This is a genomic window from Enterococcus sp. 12C11_DIV0727, assembly GCF_002148425.2.
Classification (GTDB): Bacteria; Bacillota; Bacilli; order Lactobacillales; family Enterococcaceae; genus Enterococcus_L; species Enterococcus_L lemimoniae.
Window position 1 is genome coordinate 1,788,892 of record NZ_CP147248.1, and the last position, 21,546, is coordinate 1,810,437.

Annotated in this window: 23 protein-coding genes and 2 pseudogenes; 5 read left to right on the plus strand and 20 right to left on the minus strand. The window is 31.9% G+C overall.

The genetic code is table 11. The annotated features are described in order from the left end of the window. Positions 1-266: 266 nt before the first annotated feature. Positions 267-1,259, plus strand: a complete 993-nt coding sequence (locus A5866_RS08575; RefSeq protein WP_086443785.1) for a phosphodiester glycosidase family protein — start codon at positions 267-269, stop codon at positions 1,257-1,259. A 774-nt stretch (positions 1,260-2,033) separates the two neighbouring features. Here A5866_RS08575 and A5866_RS08580 read toward each other — a convergent pair. The 8 genes and pseudogenes from A5866_RS08580 to A5866_RS08610 form a co-directional block, all read right to left on the minus strand. After that, on the minus strand, positions 2,034-2,207 hold the full coding sequence (locus A5866_RS08580; RefSeq protein WP_176271394.1) for a hypothetical protein: 174 nt from the start codon (positions 2,205-2,207) through the stop codon (positions 2,034-2,036). Between the two features lie 487 nt (positions 2,208-2,694). Then, positions 2,695-3,269 (minus strand): annotated as a pseudogene (locus A5866_RS08585) (histidine phosphatase family protein). Positions 3,270-3,414: 145 nt separating this feature from the next. After that, positions 3,415-3,594 carry a hypothetical protein gene (locus tag A5866_RS08590; protein ID WP_086443783.1) on the minus strand — a complete coding sequence of 60 codons (180 nt, stop codon included), beginning with the start codon at positions 3,592-3,594 and terminating at the stop codon, positions 3,415-3,417. 426 nt (positions 3,595-4,020) lie between these two features. Next, positions 4,021-4,731, minus strand: a complete 711-nt coding sequence (gene budA, locus A5866_RS08595; protein WP_339099648.1) for an acetolactate decarboxylase — start codon at positions 4,729-4,731, stop codon at positions 4,021-4,023. A 796-nt stretch (positions 4,732-5,527) separates the two neighbouring features. Then, on the minus strand, positions 5,528-6,736 hold the full coding sequence (locus A5866_RS08600) for a hypothetical protein (protein ID WP_086443782.1): 1,209 nt from the start codon (positions 6,734-6,736) through the stop codon (positions 5,528-5,530). 1,141 nt (positions 6,737-7,877) lie between these two features. Further along, complete coding sequence (locus A5866_RS08605; RefSeq protein WP_086353037.1) at positions 7,878-8,588, minus strand: hypothetical protein; 711 nt, start codon at positions 8,586-8,588, stop codon at positions 7,878-7,880. Positions 8,589-8,954: 366 nt separating this feature from the next. Next, a complete protein-coding gene (locus tag A5866_RS17075) occupies positions 8,955-9,110 on the minus strand; it encodes an LPXTG cell wall anchor domain-containing protein (protein WP_422389658.1) in 156 nt (51 codons plus the stop codon). Positions 9,111-9,520: 410 nt separating this feature from the next. Then, positions 9,521-9,838, minus strand: a complete 318-nt coding sequence (locus A5866_RS08610; protein ID WP_086353035.1) for a hypothetical protein — start codon at positions 9,836-9,838, stop codon at positions 9,521-9,523. 254 nt (positions 9,839-10,092) lie between these two features. Here A5866_RS08610 and A5866_RS08615 point away from each other — a divergent pair, with 254 nt between their 5' ends. Continuing rightward, a complete protein-coding gene (locus A5866_RS08615; protein WP_086353034.1) occupies positions 10,093-10,605 on the plus strand; it encodes a DUF6933 domain-containing protein in 513 nt (170 codons plus the stop codon). A gap of 268 nt (positions 10,606-10,873) precedes the next feature. Next, entirely contained in the window at positions 10,874-11,170 is a 297-nt protein-coding gene (locus tag A5866_RS08620) for a hypothetical protein (protein ID WP_339099649.1), read from the plus strand. Between the two features lie 457 nt (positions 11,171-11,627). Here A5866_RS08620 and A5866_RS08625 read toward each other — a convergent pair whose 3' ends face one another. From A5866_RS08625 to A5866_RS08670, 11 genes and pseudogenes are all read right to left on the minus strand, one after another. Next, complete coding sequence (locus tag A5866_RS08625) at positions 11,628-11,975, minus strand: hypothetical protein (RefSeq protein ID WP_339099650.1); 348 nt, start codon at positions 11,973-11,975, stop codon at positions 11,628-11,630. Between the two features lie 14 nt (positions 11,976-11,989). Continuing rightward, positions 11,990-12,460 carry a hypothetical protein gene (locus A5866_RS08630; RefSeq protein WP_339099651.1) on the minus strand — a complete coding sequence of 157 codons (471 nt, stop codon included), beginning with the start codon at positions 12,458-12,460 and terminating at the stop codon, positions 11,990-11,992. 434 nt (positions 12,461-12,894) lie between these two features. After that, positions 12,895-13,233, minus strand: coding sequence for a hypothetical protein (locus A5866_RS08635; protein ID WP_086443781.1), 339 nt, complete (start codon positions 13,231-13,233; stop codon positions 12,895-12,897). Positions 13,234-13,235: 2 nt separating this feature from the next. Continuing rightward, positions 13,236-14,099 (minus strand): hypothetical protein, encoded by an 864-nt coding sequence (locus tag A5866_RS17080; protein WP_422389672.1) that lies wholly within the window; start codon positions 14,097-14,099, stop codon positions 13,236-13,238. A 45-nt stretch (positions 14,100-14,144) separates the two neighbouring features. Continuing rightward, positions 14,145-14,603, minus strand: a pseudogene (locus A5866_RS17085) (T7SS effector LXG polymorphic toxin); the annotation flags it as partial. A gap of 67 nt (positions 14,604-14,670) precedes the next feature. Further along, the gene (locus tag A5866_RS08645) at positions 14,671-14,829 is read right to left on the minus strand and encodes a hypothetical protein (RefSeq protein WP_176332526.1); all 159 of its coding nucleotides are present in this window, start codon (positions 14,827-14,829) and stop codon (positions 14,671-14,673) included. 81 nt (positions 14,830-14,910) lie between these two features. Continuing rightward, positions 14,911-15,057, minus strand: a complete 147-nt coding sequence (locus A5866_RS08650; protein WP_176332525.1) for a hypothetical protein — start codon at positions 15,055-15,057, stop codon at positions 14,911-14,913. After that, complete coding sequence (locus tag A5866_RS08655) at positions 15,057-15,344, minus strand: TIGR04197 family type VII secretion effector (RefSeq protein WP_086443779.1); 288 nt, start codon at positions 15,342-15,344, stop codon at positions 15,057-15,059. The genes A5866_RS08650 and A5866_RS08655 overlap by 1 nt, the downstream gene beginning before the upstream one ends. 104 nt (positions 15,345-15,448) lie before the next feature. Beyond that, positions 15,449-15,751 carry a WXG100 family type VII secretion target gene (locus tag A5866_RS08660; RefSeq protein WP_086443778.1) on the minus strand — a complete coding sequence of 101 codons (303 nt, stop codon included), beginning with the start codon at positions 15,749-15,751 and terminating at the stop codon, positions 15,449-15,451. Between the two features lie 570 nt (positions 15,752-16,321). Next, positions 16,322-17,134 (minus strand): hypothetical protein, encoded by an 813-nt coding sequence (locus A5866_RS08665; RefSeq protein ID WP_339099652.1) that lies wholly within the window; start codon positions 17,132-17,134, stop codon positions 16,322-16,324. Between the two features lie 1,081 nt (positions 17,135-18,215). Then, entirely contained in the window at positions 18,216-18,872 is a 657-nt protein-coding gene (locus A5866_RS08670; RefSeq protein ID WP_086278359.1) for a Crp/Fnr family transcriptional regulator, read from the minus strand. A gap of 258 nt (positions 18,873-19,130) precedes the next feature. Here A5866_RS08670 and A5866_RS08675 point away from each other — a divergent pair, with 258 nt between their 5' ends. Both A5866_RS08675 and A5866_RS08680 read left to right on the plus strand, forming a co-directional pair. Then, on the plus strand, positions 19,131-20,363 hold the full coding sequence (locus A5866_RS08675) for an MFS transporter (RefSeq protein WP_086443776.1): 1,233 nt from the start codon (positions 19,131-19,133) through the stop codon (positions 20,361-20,363). A 1-nt stretch (position 20,364) separates the two neighbouring features. Next, a complete protein-coding gene (locus A5866_RS08680; RefSeq protein WP_086278353.1) occupies positions 20,365-20,547 on the plus strand; it encodes a hypothetical protein in 183 nt (60 codons plus the stop codon). A gap of 173 nt (positions 20,548-20,720) precedes the next feature. On the opposite strand, the gene A5866_RS08685 is transcribed toward A5866_RS08680, so the two are convergent. Beyond that, the gene (locus tag A5866_RS08685; RefSeq protein ID WP_086278350.1) at positions 20,721-21,542 is read right to left on the minus strand and encodes a MetQ/NlpA family ABC transporter substrate-binding protein; all 822 of its coding nucleotides are present in this window, start codon (positions 21,540-21,542) and stop codon (positions 20,721-20,723) included. Positions 21,543-21,546 lie beyond the last annotated feature (4 nt).

Below are 21,546 nucleotides of genomic sequence, written 5' to 3' on the forward strand. Positions count from 1 at the left end.
CCATCACTTTGTTAAACATTATCTGCTATTACTCTTTATCCTTTTAGGCTAGATTTAAGGTTCAAATAGTAAACTGTATAAAAATAAACAAAGGAGAGGAGCAATTTTTTTGAAACAATTAAATACAGCTAACGAAAAATAGAAACATGGAAAGAGATCATTGGACACCTTAGGCATATAAAACAACAGTTTACCTATTACCATTCAGGAAACTAGGTCTGAGAAGACTGAATTTCGAGGAATTCAACTATAAGGAGGCGTAGTTCATGAAAAATAAGAAAAGAAAGTTAAAAAAGCTATTAATCACTATAAGCGCAATAGGAGTATTTGTTTTAGGAGGAGTTTTCACCTTTTTTCATACCAATGTTTTTGCCAAACAGCGTGACCTTTGGGTTCAGACAGCTATGTCGACATCGAATCATAAATGGTTAGCAACAACTTTTCTTTCCAGTGAAGAAATAGAAGCTATTCTAGCAAAATATACGGTAGTTAACAGTGAAAATTCAGATAGTGCCAGCGTAAAAATTCAGACAGCCGTTTCCACAAGTAGTAGCAATACTACAACCAGTGTGGTAGGAGAAACATCTTTAAAGGAAATTTCTGGTAGCACATATCAAGGATACGTTGTCACTGTTAAAGATCCTTCTAAGGTAGCATTAACGACCAATCTTGATAGTCTTAATCAAGGACAATTAGTTTCGGAAACCCTTGCTGAAACTGCTTCAATACAAGCTATAGTAAATGCTGGCGGTTTCGACTTTAATCGCCAGTCTGATTCTTCCGTTTCAACTATAAATTCAGGTATCATTCAAGATGGTCAGCTTATTTATGGGTCCGCTGAAGAAGAGACTCAGTGGATTGGGATGAGTAAGGAAGGAAAACTCATTTTAGGAACATATACCTTTAAAGATGCTTTAGCAGCTGGGATTGATGATGCCATTGAATTTGGTCCATATCTTCTCATTAATGGAGAAGATCAAATTGAAAACGAGGAGACTGGAGGTTTACAACCCCGGACGGCCATTGGTCAATCAAGTGATGGCACCATATTTTTAGTGGTAATTGAAGGGCGTTCCACTTCCTCAGCAGGAGCCAGTCTTTATGATTTACAAGAAATAATGAAGGATTTAGGCGTAATCAACGCAGCAAACCTTGATGGTGGTGGTTCCTCCGAACTCTTCTATGAGGGAAACCTAATAAATGACCTTTCAAACGGTTCTGAGCGAGCTGTGACGACGGTCTTTACGGTAGCAAAGTAGGAGATAGAAAGTAAACTCATTTAAAATGCAGGTATGCGTTGAAATAATAATTATTTCTTTCTGCATCAATGTAAGTCTTATCAGAGAACTATCTCTGTTGCATGTTCTAACGTAAATCAGATTTTCTTAAATAGCTGCATTTTCTATGCAAAGGGTGACATCTTTATCTTGATATTATCAATTGTACACCACTAAGTACACTTTATCCGATGCCCCGCTCCAGCCCAAAAATAGAAACTATTTTATTCTAACAATAGTTTTGGAATACAATCTAAATCACTTAATATTTAGATTTTTTATCCTGTTTTATCAAAAATAATACAAAATTCAATTTGTATTATTTACTTATAAATATTGTACAATTCTAGCTAAATAAAAACTTTTTCATCTTAACCTCTTTTTACCTATCTTTCTTAAAGGTAGGTATTTTTTGTAACTAGGTTTTTAATGATTTTTTTTATTAAAAAAAGACCCATTTCTATACTCAAAAAATTGAATTAGTAAGAATAAAATACATCCTCTAAAACTGACCATGTATATAAGGTTTACATCGTTAAAAATTTTTATTTATGCAATTTGCGTACCCATAAAACTCCCCTCTGTCAAAATACAATACGTGTTTGAATGAAATTTTTTAATACCACAAAAAATGGCTACTGTTAACATACTTAATGGAATTACTGGGAAAATCAATAATGTCCTATATGTCTCTTCATTTAAACCTTTTTGAAACAACCTCACTAGTTCATTTAGAACGCTTCTAGGTACTTATTTTTATAGATTTGTTGATATAGCGCTCAATTTTTTGACGTCTTCGCTTATTTCCAAACTAGTAAAATAAAATGCTTCATTTTTTGTGTTCATTACTGATTTAGTTCTTGATTGTGACTTTCCTTTTGAACGTACTTCCTCACTCAATTTCAACATATCGCTTACAGTCTTACTCACTGTCACTCCTTCTTATTCATCCTTTTTAGGAACCCAAAACTATTTTCAGTTTCAGAAATTCTTACTATTCGTATTCATCTTTTTTAAAATTGCTATTTTTTATTTTTTAGTAAAGTTAATACTGTCAACGGTATTCCTAAAATAACGTAGCCTATAACGCACATAAGAATTACTATTAATACTTCATTTTTTATCATAAAAACACGAGATACTATGGTATAGGATAACGCGACTGATAACACATAACAAATAAATAATTGGAAAAAGCGTTTAAGTGTCACTGATTATTTCCCCTCTCATTACACTATCCTGTAATTTTGAAATGTAGTTCTCCATTTTAAGTTTAGCCATTGTTAATCGTTCGTTTTTAAGTCTGTTTTGCCTGTTGGATCGACTCTCTCTACTGTCAACAAAAAGTATCTGGTTTCCAGAACGATTGCTTTTGGATCTCATGGATGTGGCTGCCGATTTTTTTGAATTTACACTACTATTGGCTAATTGATTCCTTAAATTCAAACATGCCTTCTGAATACTCAAACTTTAAAATACAGCATTTAGTAAATTTGATTGCTTTAATTTGCTCTTGAGATAGCCATTTCTGAATAAATCGATACATAGAGCCTCCATGGCTAACACATAGAATATTACGATGATCTTTCTTTTTATAATCTCATTAAGCGTAGCATTCATTCTACTTTGTACTTGTTCACTAGATTCTCCACCGTAATCTACAAAAAAGTCTCCATATGAGGTCTCACCTGCTTTTATTTTAGGATTCAATTCTTCACTTTCACTCTCGAATAAACCAAAGTTCCATTCTTTGACTCCTTTTAATCGTATAACACTTTTATACTCACAGACTATTTCTGCAGTATCAACGGTTCTTTACTGTGTCGACGAATAGACGTGATCAAAAATTACATTCTGACTTAAAAAGTAATCCCTAGCAAGCTGAGCTTGACTTATTCCTTGCTTAGTGAAAGGTGAATCACATGCTCCTTGAATTTTACCCCGTAAATTAAATAGTGTCTGTCCATGTCTCATTAAATATAGTGTTCTCATACGCAATACACCTATCTTTCATTTTAAATTTGCATATTTTGCTTTTATCACTGATCATTTTTGATAAAATTCTCTAATGTCCTTACCACATAATCATCTTTCTCTATTTTGGTCGTTTAAGTTATTCAAATTCTTTCTAAGAATTCTAATATTTATTCTTCTTCACAAACATTTTGTAGTTTGTAACTATTGCTAACCCGACAAGAACAACACCTAAATAAAATAGCCCTGTTTTTTTTGAAATCAATAATCCTGCTAAGATAATTATGTAGTACAAAAAATTAACACTCTCTCTTTTAAAAAATTTATTTAAATTTTTAACCATACTATTCACCTCTACTCATTTTTTATTTTTTCGAATCTCGTACTTGTTACTAGTTATCGTTTTTGAATCTCAAGGATCATGTTGCTGATCCTTTTGGATTAACTATCTTTATGCAAATGAGTTACTGATATCGTCAGCACTATTATTTAGTTTATAGATAGAATCAGCTTCACGTACTTCTTTTAATCATTAAAGAACAATTCTTTTATTGTATATAAACTCTCATACACAGAATCTATTAATTCGGTTTCATCTTCAATGTATATCGGATCGGATTAATTCCAACAGATTATCGTAATTTAGACTTCTTTTGTCAAAGTGTACTAAATCTCTATTTCGAATTTTTCTTAAAATAGATATAGGATCAACTATAACAGTCACCCTACTCTCCTTTGATTTAGCTCCAGTTTTAATTTATTAGTATGATCACTCAACATTTTTAATAATATTATCTAATTTACTTATATCACTTAAGTCAGCATTTAGATAGTCAATGTTTTGAATAGGCGTATTTTGAGTAAATGATGCGAATTTTTGTAAGTAAACTGAAGCATGCTTAATTTTAGAAAAAATTACGTGCCCTCCTACTGTATAGTCATCAGAAATAAAATGACTATGGAATCCTGCTACAGTTATCCCTTGATACAATGATGGAGAGTAGTAACTAAGTAACGTTCCTGTTACGTCTTTAGAATAAAATTCAACTTGGTTATTAGCAATCTTCTCAATACCTGGATAGGGTTTATTGGATTTTTTAGATGAGCGAGTATGGATTACCTCAAATCTCCCATGTATTTTAACAGAGAAGAAAATATTTGTACCTACAATTCTTTTTTTTATCTCTTCTAAACATTTACTTAACTCAATACTGGAAACATTATCTATTTTTTCATAATTTTCAAAGTGAACATCAGCAAATGTGATTTTAAAGGCATTTTCTAAGGGTATCCCCTCCCCTTTATGATTGACTTTAAAGCCTTTTCCATTTAAAATAATCAATTCTCCATCAATTCCTTCACCTGTGCCAATACCAGTATCCCCGTGTATCATAAGTTCTTTTAATGTAATTGTTCCATCTAATAGACCCTCGCTTAACATTTGCATTGTCCCTTGTTGAAAAAAACTATTTTTTTCCATTATTGACTCTCCTTTACTGATTCTTTTTAGGAATTTTTTTGCTTAATTCGATTATATTCCCTCCTTCTTAAAAACAAAAGTAATACTTCTACTAGTATTACTACCCTTAATATTACTAAACTTATGCTTACTTCAATCAATATAGCTGAAAAAAGCTCGTTCGTATTGTCTCTATATAAGATTTTTATCGCGCTCATGCACGCTAGGATGACCCTATTTTCCAAAAAAGATAAAAGAGGCAAAAACTAAGATAATAACACTTATACAATAAAATATCATTCAAATAATTTTATAAATAGACGTTGTTGACTTATCTTTATATTTAATTTTTCGTTTATTTATGAGTCATCCTATCTTATCGTTTTTGAGTATGTTTACTAAATAATTTTTACATATTTATGACATAAAAAAAGAGTTATAAATATTATATTAGTGACTAGTCCTGATACATATTGCGTCGAAAACAACGTTTGAATAATATGTCCAATTATATGTATTCCCTAAACAATAATAATTCCAACACACTATTATAGTGTGAATAGAAGTAGCAAAAAAATGGAACGAAACTAAGTTAAAAAAAACTGACATACTTTTTTGTATTAGCTATAATGTTTTTCAAATTATAATCGTAACTTTTAATACCCTAACATTATGATTATAGTTGCTTGATTTTATTCGAGTGATTTTTTTACATTTTTGATAATCTATTTTTAAGAATAGAAGCCGACTTAATGAAATTAAAAACGCTTGATAAGTTCATTAAGTCAGTTTCTTAAAATATAAAATGCTTTATTTTTCAAATACGAACCTTATCAACAAATACTGCTGAGTTAATTACATATTCTTGATTCTCCACCTCAACTCTATAATACGGGTTACCTTTCGTGGATGGGTAGTAACCGATAACATGGATAATCTTGTTGTTTATATTTAAATTTTTTGTCGTTGTATAGTTTGAAACTCGCTCAAAATGATGATTCTCTAGGACATCATCAGTTACACGATAAACGTTATAGTTCTTTTCCCCCATTAATAAGTACTGATCAACAATTTGTTTGGCTTGAATATAATTTCCCTTGAAATCAAGCTCAACACCATAAGGTACAGAGGAAGCAATATTCCCGTTATTATAAACAACACAAGTATCTTCCTCAGAAAACAACCATGAAGCCAATTTTTTCGGTTTCTCCCAAGTTAAGCCAGCCATAGCCAAAGCTGCAGCATCTATTTTGCTACTCTTGACACCATTTATATTTTCCAATGGACTTCCATGCACCCCTACGGCCCATGAACTCATAAATTCGGTTCCTAAAACGTTATCTCTAATTGCATTTGCACCATCAGCACCACCGCCTAAGTGCGGAATTCCTAATGCGTGACCAATTTCATGAATCAATGTGGCTTCTTTCCAATTGTTCTTAAAGGCATCTGGTAATGTTGTCTCATCCAGATGCCAATGGTTTGGATAGAACAAGATTCCTTCACCATTATACGTTTGACCACCTAATGGATAAGTAATTTTCCCGTTTACCATGATCCCATTGGTATCGCTATCACGAATTGTTTCATCACTTTCCGCTTGAGTGCGCACAATTTCTACAATTTTAGTACCTGCTAAAGTATTCCAATATTCTGCTGCTGATTGCACCATCTGTAACGTCATCATCTCTGAAGTGTTGTACAATTTCAAAATACCATCACTGCCGACAAAATTTTTTAGATTATCCCCTTCTAACTGATAAACATGTTTTGTAGATACAGTATCTAAGCTAGTGTTCCCTGAATAAGTATCCCCATGAGTGATGCTTGTCAATTTTTCAAGTTGAGCTTGATGATAAATATTCACCGTTATTTTCCCGCCTACATTACAATACTCCGGTGTCAACTGATTTATAGTTACTCGCTGATTCGTTGCTCCATTTTCAGCAAATACGTCTGTTTTCCCAATATACAAACACCCTGCAATAGCTAGTATTACTGATAAAATTAATCCTCTTTTTTTCATTTTCATGCTCCCCTATCTATTATTATATTGTGTACAGAAAAATTATAGCATTTAACTAGATTGTCTTGTTGAAAAATTTAAGCGAAAAGTCTATTTTATTGGTTAATACTTACTAAAAAATATAGCATTGTATTGGTCTAAAAATATTTATGACAACTAACTAATTCTATACTAACTGCCCCTTCTTTCTTTCACAAAAGACGAGTGTTTTTAGCACTGAAAATTCCACCTATTACCTTTGATATATTATTTCTTCTAGACTCTGAATTTTTGAAGATCTATTCTTTCAGGATAAAAATATAAAAATAGCCTTTATCGTGAATTTATAAAAAGTTTTACCAAAAATAATTAACTACTTTTTTTAACTTTAAGAATATTAATGTAGACAAAAATGACGTATTGGTTTATACTTATTATACTATCAAGATAAAAGGGGGCTGAGAATCATGTGGGTAAATATTGTCCAATATTGGTTAGATGCAACATCAAACTTTTTCAATCTATTTAAATAACCAGAAATTCTACTAAACCAACAACTAACGTATCTAGTTGTTGGTTTTTGATTCAACATTGAAAAAAACTGTTAGAGAGATATAATGACGAATATGAAGAAGAAGCTTAAAAATGTCGCACTAGTTGGCAGACTGATTGAAGTAACCAATTACTGCATAACACAACTCAAATTGCTTTAGTACGTTTAGATTAGTTGAGGATTGCTTTTTCACGAAAACCAATGGAGGTCGATAAATCGATTTTATTTTTAAAAATGTGATATGATTTTATGTTGCAGCTATCCGTGAGGTTTTGCTTATATGAATAATTTTTTTCATTGCTCCTCGTACCTATGTTAAATATAAAAAGTCTACTTTTGATTAAATCGTTTTCTCTAGTTTTTTTCCGTTTCGACTGTTTTCTTAGTTGGGTCTATTCTCTTCTTGATGTTCCATTGATGCGAGAACTTAGTAAACAATTCTATATATATTATTTTATTCACTAATTATCTTCATCAGAACAGATTGACTTTAAGATAAAGAAAAACACCATAAATTTTCTCATGATGTTTTTTTCTCTCTATTCTCAAATATCCAGATTGCTTATCTACTTTATCAGATATTAACTTAACTATATATCTCTATATTCCTTAATAAGTGAAGTCGTATTCACCATGTTCCACACCATGCCATGAAAACCCATCAGCAATTATTCGTGAAGTAAATGTAGCATCACTTTTAGGATATCCTGAATAAAAAGTATCACCTAACGAAGCTGTTTCAATCCACGGAATACTAATGGCAACATCTCCATTATTTAATCGTTCTCCTAGATCAATTATGATCTTATTTATAAAGGTACTCGGAGCTCCTAAAAATTCTCCTGAATTTGTATAATAACTAACCTTTCCATCTCTCAATAGTTCCGGCAAAATACTTACAGGATCACAATATGTATATGAACCATCTGCTTTTTTAATACGTCTATAGAGATTTATTTCCACCAAAGATTCTTTAGCTCTGATACTTCTGTCAACGTTATTATAAGATCGCGTATTGTAAAAACCTATTTTATGAGGTAAAAAGCCTCCCATAGTTCCAGGTTCTAACTCCAAAATAATTTTTGCATTCTTACGAGCATCATAACTGATATTAATGTTCGTACCAAATTCGTATGAAGACCGCCCCCCATCTATTCCATAACCATAATAATGTCCGCCTCTCCAGATCGACATCTGTTGACCAGCTGCTCTATCAGCAAATGGATCTCCTGGTAGCTCGGCGTTTCCTTTTAAAGTCCCTACTACTAAACTAAGAAAAACTCCTAACATTGAAATAAACAGTACCTTTTTAATTCTCATTTAAAATCCCCCTCTTATATAAATTATATCAATAATTAATACAACTTATTATAAAACAATACTGTTCATTTGTAAAGTTAATTTATCAAAAAGGTCGCAAAATCCCTTTTAAAAAACATTCCAGAAAGTTTTTCAGCTTAATATTTTTTAGGACAGGTACTAATTCTTTAATGTAGTTCTTTTTTATTGCTTAGAAATTTTTGAAAATATGTTCCGTTAAAACTACTTCTAGAGAAATCTTGAAAGAGCTGGAAGGTATTGGCGAAAAAATTACTGATTATCATAGAATAGTGAATTGTTCATCTATAACCTTATTTTAAATAATAGAAGAAGAAAAGACGTAATGAAACAAAATTTATGTAAGGTTTAACAAATTTTAGAAGGTGTACTAGAAAAAATATTAAACATAATAATCGGGTTATCGTAACTTAGCGAGTAATTTTTTTTCTTAAAAATAAATACATAAGCCCCATTTGCTAGTATAATCATAGTGCCCATTACTGTTAGTATTGGTGAGTTCATTTCGCCTGTTTATGGCAACACCGCATTTTTTCATAAAGCAACTCTTCATTTAACGCTGATAATATTATTGATTTAGGCTCATGAAAAACAATCGTAAAATTTGAAGTTCTCCCATAAGTGTATGTTAGCCATTACCTAGAACCATTAAATTCATCAGCAGCATCTTTTCCATAATAATCGCCAACAGTTAAGTACTTATCATTATCTTTGTAATACAAAACATTACCTTTTTTAGCATAGATATCTTTAATAGTAGCATTATTGTAGATATCTAACTATTGATTATTATCAATATCAGTAAAATTGAAAAACCAGAAACTTTTGTTTCGAACCCCGTTAAATTATTATAGATAGGATAGAAAAATCTCTACCCTATCCTAATTATTAAAAAATCCAATGAAGCATTGAAATTATTGCCCGTATTTATTTCTATAATATTCTCCCTTTTCTCTTCCTAAACGTTGATAATCTTCTGAAGATAAATTGGGATCAGAAAAAATATTGCCCCAATTTGGATCATCTTGTTGTTCTGATGCCTGCTGTTCTGCTACTGCTTGCTGTTTAGTTTCTGATACTTCCCCTTTTTTAGTATTCATTTTAGCTTTTTTTGAATCAGAGACTTGCTCAATTGAAGTATTTGTATTTTTCTCTATACCATTATTCTTATTGCATCCAGCACTTATAAGAACTAATGCGCACATCGATAAAAATATTTTTAAATTTTTCAAGTTGGAACCCCATTTTATATATTATAGTATTGCATAATGTATAATACTATAATATATATAGTTGTTCAATAAAAATTTTTAGCTATCACTTAATTTAGCTATATAAGATATTTGACATCAAAATAGCTTGCTTTTTATAGGTTTGACATAGTCTTTTTAGCGAATATTATTGGTACAAGTACACATTGTACTTTAAAACTTTGTTTTTTTGTGTGTTATACTGTACTCATGATTAATGTCAAAGGAGTTTACTTATGATTATTGTACCTACCAAAAAATCACTACCACTTTTTAGTGAATTTCCTGTTTCTACTACCACATCTAGCTCAACTGAACGTTCTTTTTTCTCTTGGCATGCAAATTATTTTACTTTAGACAGAAAAAATGTTTTAGTTTTGGTCAATGATTTGTCCTTTTCTCCAATTGTTTTGTCTGATATCAACACTAAAAACAAACAACAGCTTTCTATTTATATAAAAGAAGGCATTGAACATGTTTTTGGTTATAGTACAAACAAACCTTATCAACTAAAAAGATACTTTCTTAGAGCTGGCAGAATGGAAATTTCTTATTCCTATAACCGTTCGATCAGTGGCATTAACAACAACATGATTCAACTGTTGAAATCTTATCCTGAAGACATTGACCTAAATTCACGGCTACAGTCCTCTGCAATGGCATTCCTTGCTAAAACGCCATATCGTAGTATGACACCTGAATATACGTTTAGCATTGACGTAGTAAAAAAGGAGTTAGATATGCTATAAGCTTTCTAACTCCTTTTTTGAGTCAAGATCTTGATCACCATTCAGTATAAATCACCAGGCTATTTTCTATTCTAACAAGTCTACAAACAACAAATAGACCATTTAGTTTCATTTCATTCAGTAATCATTTGTTTGAATTTTTTTCATGTTAAGTTGTAATATTTGATCCTAACACCGTTTTGCATATTATATCCCTTTACTTTTAGTTATATATTACTTTATCATAAAAAGGGGATTATTTTATTAAAAAAAAGGGGGGTTATGAAAATTGAGTTCTATAGATGAGTTGTATGAAGATTTAAAAAAACAAAAGGAAGATTATGTTTTTTCTGACTGTACTGCAGTGATTATTGCCAAATTGCTACCCTATTGTCCGTCAAATCAAGATACATTATTTTGGTTTCTAGGAGGTCCTTTGTTATGGTTGTTTACTTGGCGAGCAAACCAAAAAATGTACGCAGAGAAAAATATTTCAAAAGTAGAACAAAAAATAATTACACTTCTATCAAAATATAACTATTCATTAAAAAACGGATACTGTGTACTGATAAGAAAAAATTTATAAAATCATCGTTACTTAATTGTCTAGCTAACATAATAAAGAATTATACCAAGTTCCAACAAAATCAACCCTTTCAGCAACCCAAAATTCCAAAATCAATTGGTCTACCTCTAAATCAAACCAGAAACCTTGATATAATAAGGTTTCTGGTTTTCCCGTTTTAGTGGATCTCTTTTATCTTTATTGGGGAAGTGTGTTATTAAAAGCTACTTTACAAGCAACTTAAAATGGTGGTAAGGACATCCACTAATCCATCTAAAGTCCGCTTTTGACCATATGTTCTTTTTCTCAATAATTTAATCATGTATGGTTGTCCTCCTTCTTATCCGTCTACTGCTTTTTTGATTTCTTCATACCAGTTCATAAAAATTTCATCAGTATCAATGCTTAGTGAGTTCGAACTTACTAGTCAAGGCTTTACTAACTGACGTCAATCAGATAGTAAAGTGTCTTTTTTATTTTATGTGTATTCTATAAAAATACTGTTACTTGAATTGTTTTTTAATAATTTTATTATTTTTGTTAATATCTCTTGGGAAACTTCGCCTAATGTTGATCTATCAATTGACTCAAATTGTTGTAATGCTTCTTGATTATTTGGAATTTCCCAAGGACTTTCATCATACCAACCTTCATACAAATTATAGTAATATGCTAAAGATTGCCACTCGCCATTTACTGGTTGTATTGCTCTCATTATTTCATCAAAATACCCATCCCACATTTCGATACCCATCTTTTCATTTTCCGAAAAAGTATAAATCTCAATTTCAGGGTTTCCCTCAAATCCTTCATAATAATTATCCATATATGGCATCCTTTCTATTCTTTCCAGTGACCATCTGTTAACATTTTATCTTGTTCAGGTGTACTAACACCATTTTTTCTGTCTGTTATTGCTTTTTGCCAATCATTTTTACTAACCCATTTATCTTCTCCTAATAATATTTGTTGTGAACGTCGTTGACCATCTGCTGTTCCTGGAATAGTTTTTTCAACAACAAATGTATTCCCTTGTCCTTCTGGTGCTCCAGGTGTTCTAGTATGCCAACGCGCTTCAATTGTTTCTCCATTTTCTTTCCACTTATAAGATATTTGTTCATATCCATTTTTAGATTGAGCTTTTATATTTGCATTTTCTGGAATATTCACTGGAGATTTTTTCTTATATTGATTGGCTAACTTTAACTGCTCTGCCTCAGTTAAAGTAGAAAGTTTCGGAACATTAGCTCCACTGGCTTTCTCAATATTACTTCCAGTACTACCAGCGCTACTTCCTTTATTGGCAAACATCTGTAAATCTATCTCTAACAATGGATCTTTGGTTTTAGATACTGTATTTATTGCTTGTTTTACGGTCTATTATTATCTTCAAATACGTTTTCTAACAATACTGATACTTGTGCCCATAAATGCAATTGTTCCTACAAATCATACACTAGATAACCATCTTGGTGGTTAATTTTTTTGATTTATCGCATATTTTCTATTTGAATCATCTTGCTTCAATTTTTTGATACACGAAAAAACGGTATCAGTAATGGATTACTCACTAATACCGTTTCAATAACTTCTAATTTCCTAACTAAAATTTTTATACAATAAATACAGCTAGCTTTTGTTAGCTATTGGCAACTTGATTAGTGAGTTACAGCTTACTAGTCAAGGCTCTATCTTCTCGATTCCCGTCGAGTGTTAGAGTGCCTTTTTTATTTCAAAAAATTATATTATAGATTAACAAAATAATTAATTCCTCTCGTTAGTTGTTCTTTTAATTCTTTTTTAGAGGTACTCTCATTATCATACCAACTATATGATATTTTTGCTCTATCAGCTTCAACAGTTGCTATTTCAAACGAAACAAATCTATAAGGTGCATAACTAGCTTGTTCTACGACTAATTCAGCCATAGCTGTATCATTGTCAAAGCTAACAACAAAACCATCTTTTTCATTACGTAAAACATCAATATTTATATTGTTATTTTTAAAATAGGTTTCATTTTCTTCACACCATTCTATAACAATTGATTTGATTTCTTTAAATAGCTTTTCTTTATCACTCATGATTATTTACCACCTAAATTTTTTATATTAAGAGCATCTGGCATTTCAGTAATTGCTGGCAATCCTTTTTTTTGATTCAAACGATCGATAAGTGAATCTGGTCCTGGGATTTGAGACCAGTTTTCATTTCCTGCTGGATATAAAGAATTTTTAGCTACATCAAATTCAGAATATATTGATCCATTAGGAGCAGAAGGAAAAGCGTCTTTACTTGTAGGAGACGCAACATAAGTCCTGTTCCCACTAGGAGACATTTGAACTTTTCCTGTATCAATCATTTTATTATATTCATCGTTAGACATCCAACGTCCGACTGTGGAATTTCCATCTTCTGGTAAGGTAGAAACAACATTTTTATTAGTTCCCCCAGCCCCACTGGCTTTCTTAGGGGAAGAAACTTTAGTTTTAGCTCCTGCATAAGAAAGTCCAGCAATCATCGCAAGATCATACAAACCGCTGTCTTGTGCGAATGCATATCCTGTCGAAATATAACCACTCAACTGCATAGACCCTTTGGATAACCCTTCATATTTTTGTCCTGTAATATAGGTTTCGCCTCGTCTTAGAGCATCATTTTCTAAGTCTCTAATTTTTTTCCAGTCCACAATGTGGTAATAACTAGGATCTAATTCTGTACCATGTTGTTCCAAGAAATTTTGTAACTCACTATTATCTAGTCTACGACCATCTTTGTCTATAAACCAATTAACGGTTACTTCCCCTGTCACGGGGTCTTCATAAGGCCATGCATAAATGGTATATCCTTCTAACTTTTTCAAATTATTATTAAAGGCTTCTTCTTTTTGTGTTGCTTTAGCGACTTCTCTATTTTTCCATCGAGTAGAAATATCTTTCGCCCAGTTCATATTCAACTTGCTAATATCGAAAGTTCCCGTAGACGCATTCCATGCTGTACAATTTTTTACTTGAGCTAACCCATTAGTTAATTCTTGTTGTGAAGATTCATACTCTGAAAAAAAACTAGCAGAGAGAGCGCTATAAGTACGTAATTTCTCTAATTTTTCTTGTCTCTTTTGCATGGCTTCATAAGCCCTCATAGACCGTTGTTCTAAATCCGGTCTAGAGGTTTTAGCTGTGCGAATCAAATCATCAAGTGAGCGGAGTAATTCTTGATACCCGTCAATTTCCGCTTGAATTTTATCCTCGTCTATATCTCCCCCACCAACCGTTGCTTGATACTCACTTAGAAATTTTTTATGAGCATTGGTTAGTGCTTCACCTGTCATAATAATCGACTGACAAATTGGAGTATAAGCGACCATAAAATAATTTTTAGCGGAATCATACGCCTTACTTGATAACGGTGCTGACAAAAAGGATTGAACACTCTGTTGCAACGAAGCAGCTGCTTGTTGGGCTTGACTACTTACTTGCGAAGCTTGTGAACTTCGTGTCTATGCTTCTGACACAATAAATTTAAGTCCCACTTACATTCTCCTCTCCCTCGTTTTTCAAAAATATTAGTTGCTCTGAGCGGACAGAATTTTCATTCTCTAACAACTTTTTATAGTCCTGTTGTAATTGCTCTTGCTCTTTTTCAAATTCTTGTAAGGCTTTCCGTGATAAATAGGTCACTTCATCCAATCGCTCCTCAAAAAAAGCACGTTCTTCTGGCTCAAATTCGTTTAATGACTGTTGGTACAGTTGATTTTCTTGTTATTGTACGTGATAAAACTGTTCCTGTAGTGATTCAAGAAAACGTCGCTCTTTTTTATTTTCTACCTGTTCGTCTTGGAGTTCTTCCAATCGAATTCTATACTGGTAATTTTTATCTTCAACCTGTTGTTGCGACGTTAAGTTCATTAGTTTAGCCCTCCGAAAGAAAGATTTGGCAATTGAGCGATCTTTTGATCAATCCGTTCAAACTCTTTGGCAACAGAGTTGATGTTGTCTCCTGCTGTAACAATACTAGTCGATATCCCTTTTAAACTCGATTGAAAAGACGTAAAACTCTGACTTGCCGAACTATTTCCAGCAACATTAGTTTGCCCTGAAGCAACAGAGACAGAAATGCTATTTAAAGCACTAGCAGATTGACTAAATGATGCAGACACACCGCCGGCAATACTGGAATTACTATTAATTGTCATTGATTGTTCTCCTATATTTTATTCGAAGTACCTCGTCTTGCGTTTCTTGCTTTTAAGGGATTATAAAAAAGACCAGGAGACAACGTCCCTAGTCTCGTTAATTTTTATAACCCGCGACCGATCGCAGAAGAAATATTTTGATCTGTCTCTTCTACAATGTTTGCGACTTCATTTAATTGCTTGTTGATTTGATCTAATAATTCAGCAAACTCACTTACTTTTGGTTTTAAGGCAGTGAATTGATCGTTAAAGCTGTCAAACCCTGAACCTTCCCAATTCCCTTGAATGGTATCTTGTTCAGATTGTAGTTTTTGTAGAATATCCTGAACTTGCTGTGAACCGTCTGTATATTTTGTAGCAGACGTGCGTAATTCCTGTGGCGATAATTTGATGCGATCTCCAGCCATGCATAATCTCTCCTTTATTTATTGAATAAGTACTAGTTTTAGTTTAGCACAATAAGATGTTTATTTTTATCAAAATATTAAAAAAATACTTAAATTTATAATAGATAATATGTCTTTTGACGAATTCACTGATCATTTGTATAAATGTTCTCTTTCATTCTTTGGCTTAGACAAATGCCATTCACGATGACTTCACTCACAAAATATTTACTTGGTTTATCAACCATTAATTTTTTCACAGCATAACTATATTCGGGCTGATTCAATGTCGTGATGTACGATAATTAATCTATCTCAGTGTTTAGATTCCCCTAATTTTAAAAAATTCAGTTAATACTATAAGAAAAAATAGAAGTAAACTTTTTTTCTTTACTCTTTCTGAGAAGGCCATACTGTATTATTTATACTATCGCGTACAACATAATAAGTAGAGAACAGCTTGAACGCTTCTACAGTAGAAGCATTCAAGCTGTTTCTATTTTCATCTTAATTTGATTTAGCTGTTTTATAATCACTAACAGAACTAACTCCTAAATACACTTAACCTATAATGCTTATCACATTTTTGTATTAATCAACCCAATTAATTGGAATATACATATAACCAATCATGTAACTCAAATTAAGATCACTACTTGTCGCATTAAAAGACATCTCTAATTTATCAATGGTAGGATCTAAATTATCAAAGCTCAATAATGTTCCTTGTTCATAATCATCAATTTCATATCCTTCATTGCCGTTGCCGTTGTAAATATTAATCTTAATTTTTACATCCTCAAACTGCTTAGAAAGAATGACTGGTGATGGAATGTTTATAGATTTGATATTTTTTTTAAGGGTAATTCCCTGAGCGTAGCCTCTATCTTGAAAAATATTGATATTTTTTAACTTTGGAAGTTCATTCAACGCACTAAGGTCTAGTATTACTTTATCAACAATTAAATTACAGACATTTAAACTTTCTAACTGTTTTTGGTTTTTTAAAAAATTTAGATCTGTAATATTAGTGTAATCAATTCCTTCTGATGATCCCATAGCACTACTTATATTTAATTCTTTTAAGTCTTTTATATTATAGATATAGGATAAATCTCTTGATGGCGTATGAATGTCTAATCTATCAACATATAAGCCACGTAATGGCTGTTCCATATCATATTGTGTAGCGTTCTCAATTATAGAATTTCCAAAATGTGAACTTGGTACTACGTTATACAAATTAAATAAATTTAAATCTTCTTCTCCTAATCCATTTTCAATACCTGGGATGTGAAATGGGTTAAGCGTTTTATATTGCTCTGCAAATACTCGTTGACCTTTAAACCCAACTAACAACATGGACACTAACATTACCAACCCTAAATAACCTTTCTTTTTCATAAAACAACTCTCCTTTTTTTAATATCTACTTCTATATTTTAAAGGTAATATATTCGAGAATCAATAGAAAATGCATTATCCTCGTATTTTCTAAAAAAATTATTTCGAAGCACCTATGCTTGATCATCGGAAATACTAGCCCTATAAAAGACAATTTATCAATCAGACTGATTTTGTTACAATTTTTAACAACTATATACGCCATTTCCAAATATTTTCCGTAAAGACATTTGTTAAAAAAAACTATATGTTAAATTATTTTATATAACTATCTATGATTGTATTTTTGATAGTCTAATGCCATGATTCTTGAATCTATCATTTATGTAATTGATACTTATAAGTTTTGAGAGTAGTACTTAAAAAGAAACATTGTCTATTCTTGAAAAATTTTACAATAAGTATTTCCCTTAGTTCAAGTATAATGTGCAACTACTTCACTATTTTTTCAATCAGTCTCATGCTTGCGGTTGTTCCGATATGTCGCTGCATCTTTCACGATCTCATAAGTTATCCATTACAATTCATTGAGCAGTTGAAGAACTCCATAAACCATTGAGCTTATTGTTCATTTTTGTTTCCTTCTATTTAATTGTATACGTTTCATGTTTTTCAATACAAAAAAACTCACAATTTATTCATTCATCATGAGATAATAAGAAATTTGTATCACTTCATTTTCGGAAAAGACATAAGCAAATTTAATATAACTTCTAGTCATCTTATTACATTGAATCTGTCATATTTTAATGATAACGGTCGCATGCGCACATCTTTTTTTACTTTTTTACGTATACATTTGAGCAATTTTTCCAATATGAAACAAAGCATTTAGGCCGTTTTTACTCAATCAATTATTATTCTTTTCTTCTTTTAATAATTTTATCAAACTGAGTAAACAATCAGTTTTCATCGTCTAAGCCTTTTAGTTAATTTATATAAATAAATAAGAGACACATTTGCTAAACATCTAACCATCTCTTTTTGCCTTAATTATAAATCACTTTTTGCTATAATTGTCTGTAATGTACTTCAAGAAAGTCGGTAGTTGCCCCAAAATCAGACTCTTCTATAGGTCTCTCTATAAAATAATATTGTCTTTCAGAATCTCTAAATCAGTAATCACAATCTTTCGATCTTGAATTTTGATTGCTCCTAAATCCTTCAACTGCTGCATCATTCGATTAACACTACTTGCAGAAGTGATCCCGCAAAAATGAGCAATCTCTTCATTCGTCACCACAAAATCAATCAATAATCCATCCTCAATCTGTACCCCAAATGTATCATACAATTCATAAATCTGAGTACAAACGGCACCAAATTTTCCATTCATCAACATCTGTTGCATCTTCTTCATTGAATACATCAAACGAACACGATAATAATCTTTTACATACATCTGCAGCTCTTTGCTTTGATTAATGTCCTTCCAAAATTGGACACGGTCAATCTGATATAATTCAGCCTGCTCTGATTCAATTCTAATATTGAACGGTGCATCAATAAATTGAGAATATTCATCCCTTAATAGAGAAACGATTTCCAAACTGTTGATGTATCTTAGATTAAATTCTCGTCCATCAGGTGAAATGACGCTCGTTTTGATAGTTCCGCTTTTTAGTATGTAAGCATATCGATCTTGCAGCCCTTCATACGTAAGGTAAGTCTTTTTTTTCTTAACTACTATAGGAAATGAGTGATCATCTAAGTATTCTTGTAACACATGGCTATCCATTTTTCAGCTCCTCATTATTTTTTGAAAATTTTCTGTAAAAATAAATGCTAGTCTTATTTAAAATGATAACACATCGAAGAGCAACAACAAATGTATATGTCTTTTGTTGTGTTTTTTTGTTAATAGCTTTTTTAAAATACAAATCCACATTTTTTTTAAACGCTTTTTTCGTATAGTAATAGCTATAACTGGCTTTCAGAAAAAAATTGTAATTTCCATAATAAGCTTATGAAAAAAAGAAAGAAGGAATCAAACACAATGTCGGAACATCCAGAAGAAAAATTATTCAACAAAGGGTTTATCAGTATTACCATCATTAATTTTATCGTTTACTTAGTCTATTATTTACTAATGGTCATTATTGCAGTCATTGCACAAGACACGCTTCATGCTTCTTTAGGTCAAGCGGGACTTGCCTCAGGAATTTACATTATTGGAACCTTGTTTGCACGGTTATTTATGGGAAAAACGTTGGAGCTGATCGGTAGAAAAGCAGTGTTGAGATATGGAGCATTATTTTATCTAATGACAACGATTGCTTATCTTTATATTCCGAGTATTGGTGTGCTCTATCTCGTCCGCTTACTAAATGGTTTTGGTTATGGTGCTGTGTCGACAGCAACTAATGCCATCGTGACCGCTTATATTCCTAAATCAAAACATGGCGAGGGTATCAATTATTATGGATTAAGTACCAGTTTAGCTGCAGCAATCGGTCCGTTTATTGGGATGGTTCTGTTAAATACAATGAGTTTTTATTTTATTATTTTGTTTTCTATTATTCTTATCTTATGTACAACCATTGCTTGTTTTGTCTTTCCTGTAAAAAATATTCAATTAACTACCGAACACAGAACAAGTTTAGCAAGTTGGAGCATCAATAGTTTTATTGAAAAGAAAGTGTTGTTTATTTCATTTATTGCATTTTTGATGGGACTTTCTTATTCAAGCGTTTTGTCTTTCCTTTCATCTTATGCAAAAGCAATTGATCTTGTCAGTGCAAGCTCCTTCTTCTTTGTGGTTTATGCCTTAGTTATTACGGCCACTCGTCCATTATCTGGTCGAATTTTTGATGCTCGTGGCGAAAATGCCGTTATGTACCCTAGTTTCATTTTTCTAACGGTTGGTCTGTTCTTCTTAAGCATGACAACAACAAGTTGGATGTTACTCGTTTCCGGAGGTTTGATTGGGTTAGGTTATGGGACATTCATGTCAAATGGACAAGCGATTTGTCTGAAAGCTAGTCCCAACAGTCATCGTATCGGAATTGCTTTATCTACTTATTTTATTGGCTTAGATTTAGGTCTTGGAGTAGGACCTTACCTCTTAGGTGAATTGCACAATTTCATGTCATTTTCTGGTTTATATTTAGTTGCCAGTGCAATTCCAATCATTTGCATTATTCTTTATGCACTATGTTATCGGTCAAAAGCAGTTAACTATAAAACAATTCCTACAGAACAACTATTATTTCAAAATAAGGAGAATTAAAATGAATACAGATGAACGTATGTTAGAAGTTTTACAAAAAACTTTAGTAAAAATCGAAGAATTAAATACACGTTTAGGTCATATCGAAAGTGATCTTACTTCCATGGATCGTCATCAAACGAGTATGGATCACTATGCTAGAGAAATCGAACTAGCAACTGAAAATAATAACATTATGGGGTAAAAAAGGTAATACTTAAATATTATTCCAGCTTATTTTTATTGAAGAGTCTTTATTTTTCAAGCATATTAAAGATAAAGCGTATAAAAAAATCTTTTATACGCAGTTCTAGTATTTACAAAAATAAGAGTGTGCAGATCTTAACCGTCAAAGGGCAGATCTTCACACTCTTTACTTTAAAATGCAGGCGTTAATGTTTCACTATATTTTGTTTCCAACAATTCTCGTACCTTATCACTGGTCATAGCTTTTTGCAACGCTTTGATTTCAGCTGAATCTTTGTTATCTTCTCTAGCAACCAAACTAATTGCAAAACGATCATCTACTTTCTGTTCTAACAAAATCGCATCTTTTGGTGTTAAACCGATTTTAGCAATATAGGTTGGGTAATTATAAACCATCGCAATATCTTTTTCGTTGTACGCTTCGGCTAAGTTTAACAAATCAACTGAGACCCATTCAATATTTTTGGGATTATCAACAACATCTTTGATTGTTCCATTAAAGCCGACACCTTCTTTTAGTGTGATCAAACCAGCATCATCTAAAATTGCCAAAGCTCGTCCCTCATTAGAGACATCACTTGGTAAAGCAATTTTAGCTCCTTCTGGAAGATCCTTGATATCTTTGTACTCTTTAGAATAAAAACCGACTTTAGCATTATATATTTTTTGTACAATCACTAAATTACCATCTTTTTCTTCATTGAACTTTTGCATGAATGGTTCATGCTGTGCAAAATTTGCATCGATTTCTTTGGCATTCAATAACTCGTTATATTGAATATTATCATTTACTTGAACTAATTCTACTTTGTACCCCTCTTCGATGTTTTTTCCAGCCAATTCAACAACTTCGACAGTCGATGGAATATGTGACGCGACTTTGATGACTTTGTCTTCTTTTTCTTTGGTATCTGCGGCTTTTTTCTGACCTGTACAACCTGCCACAACAAATCCAGCTACAACTAACATACTAATCAATACTTTCTTTTTCATCTTC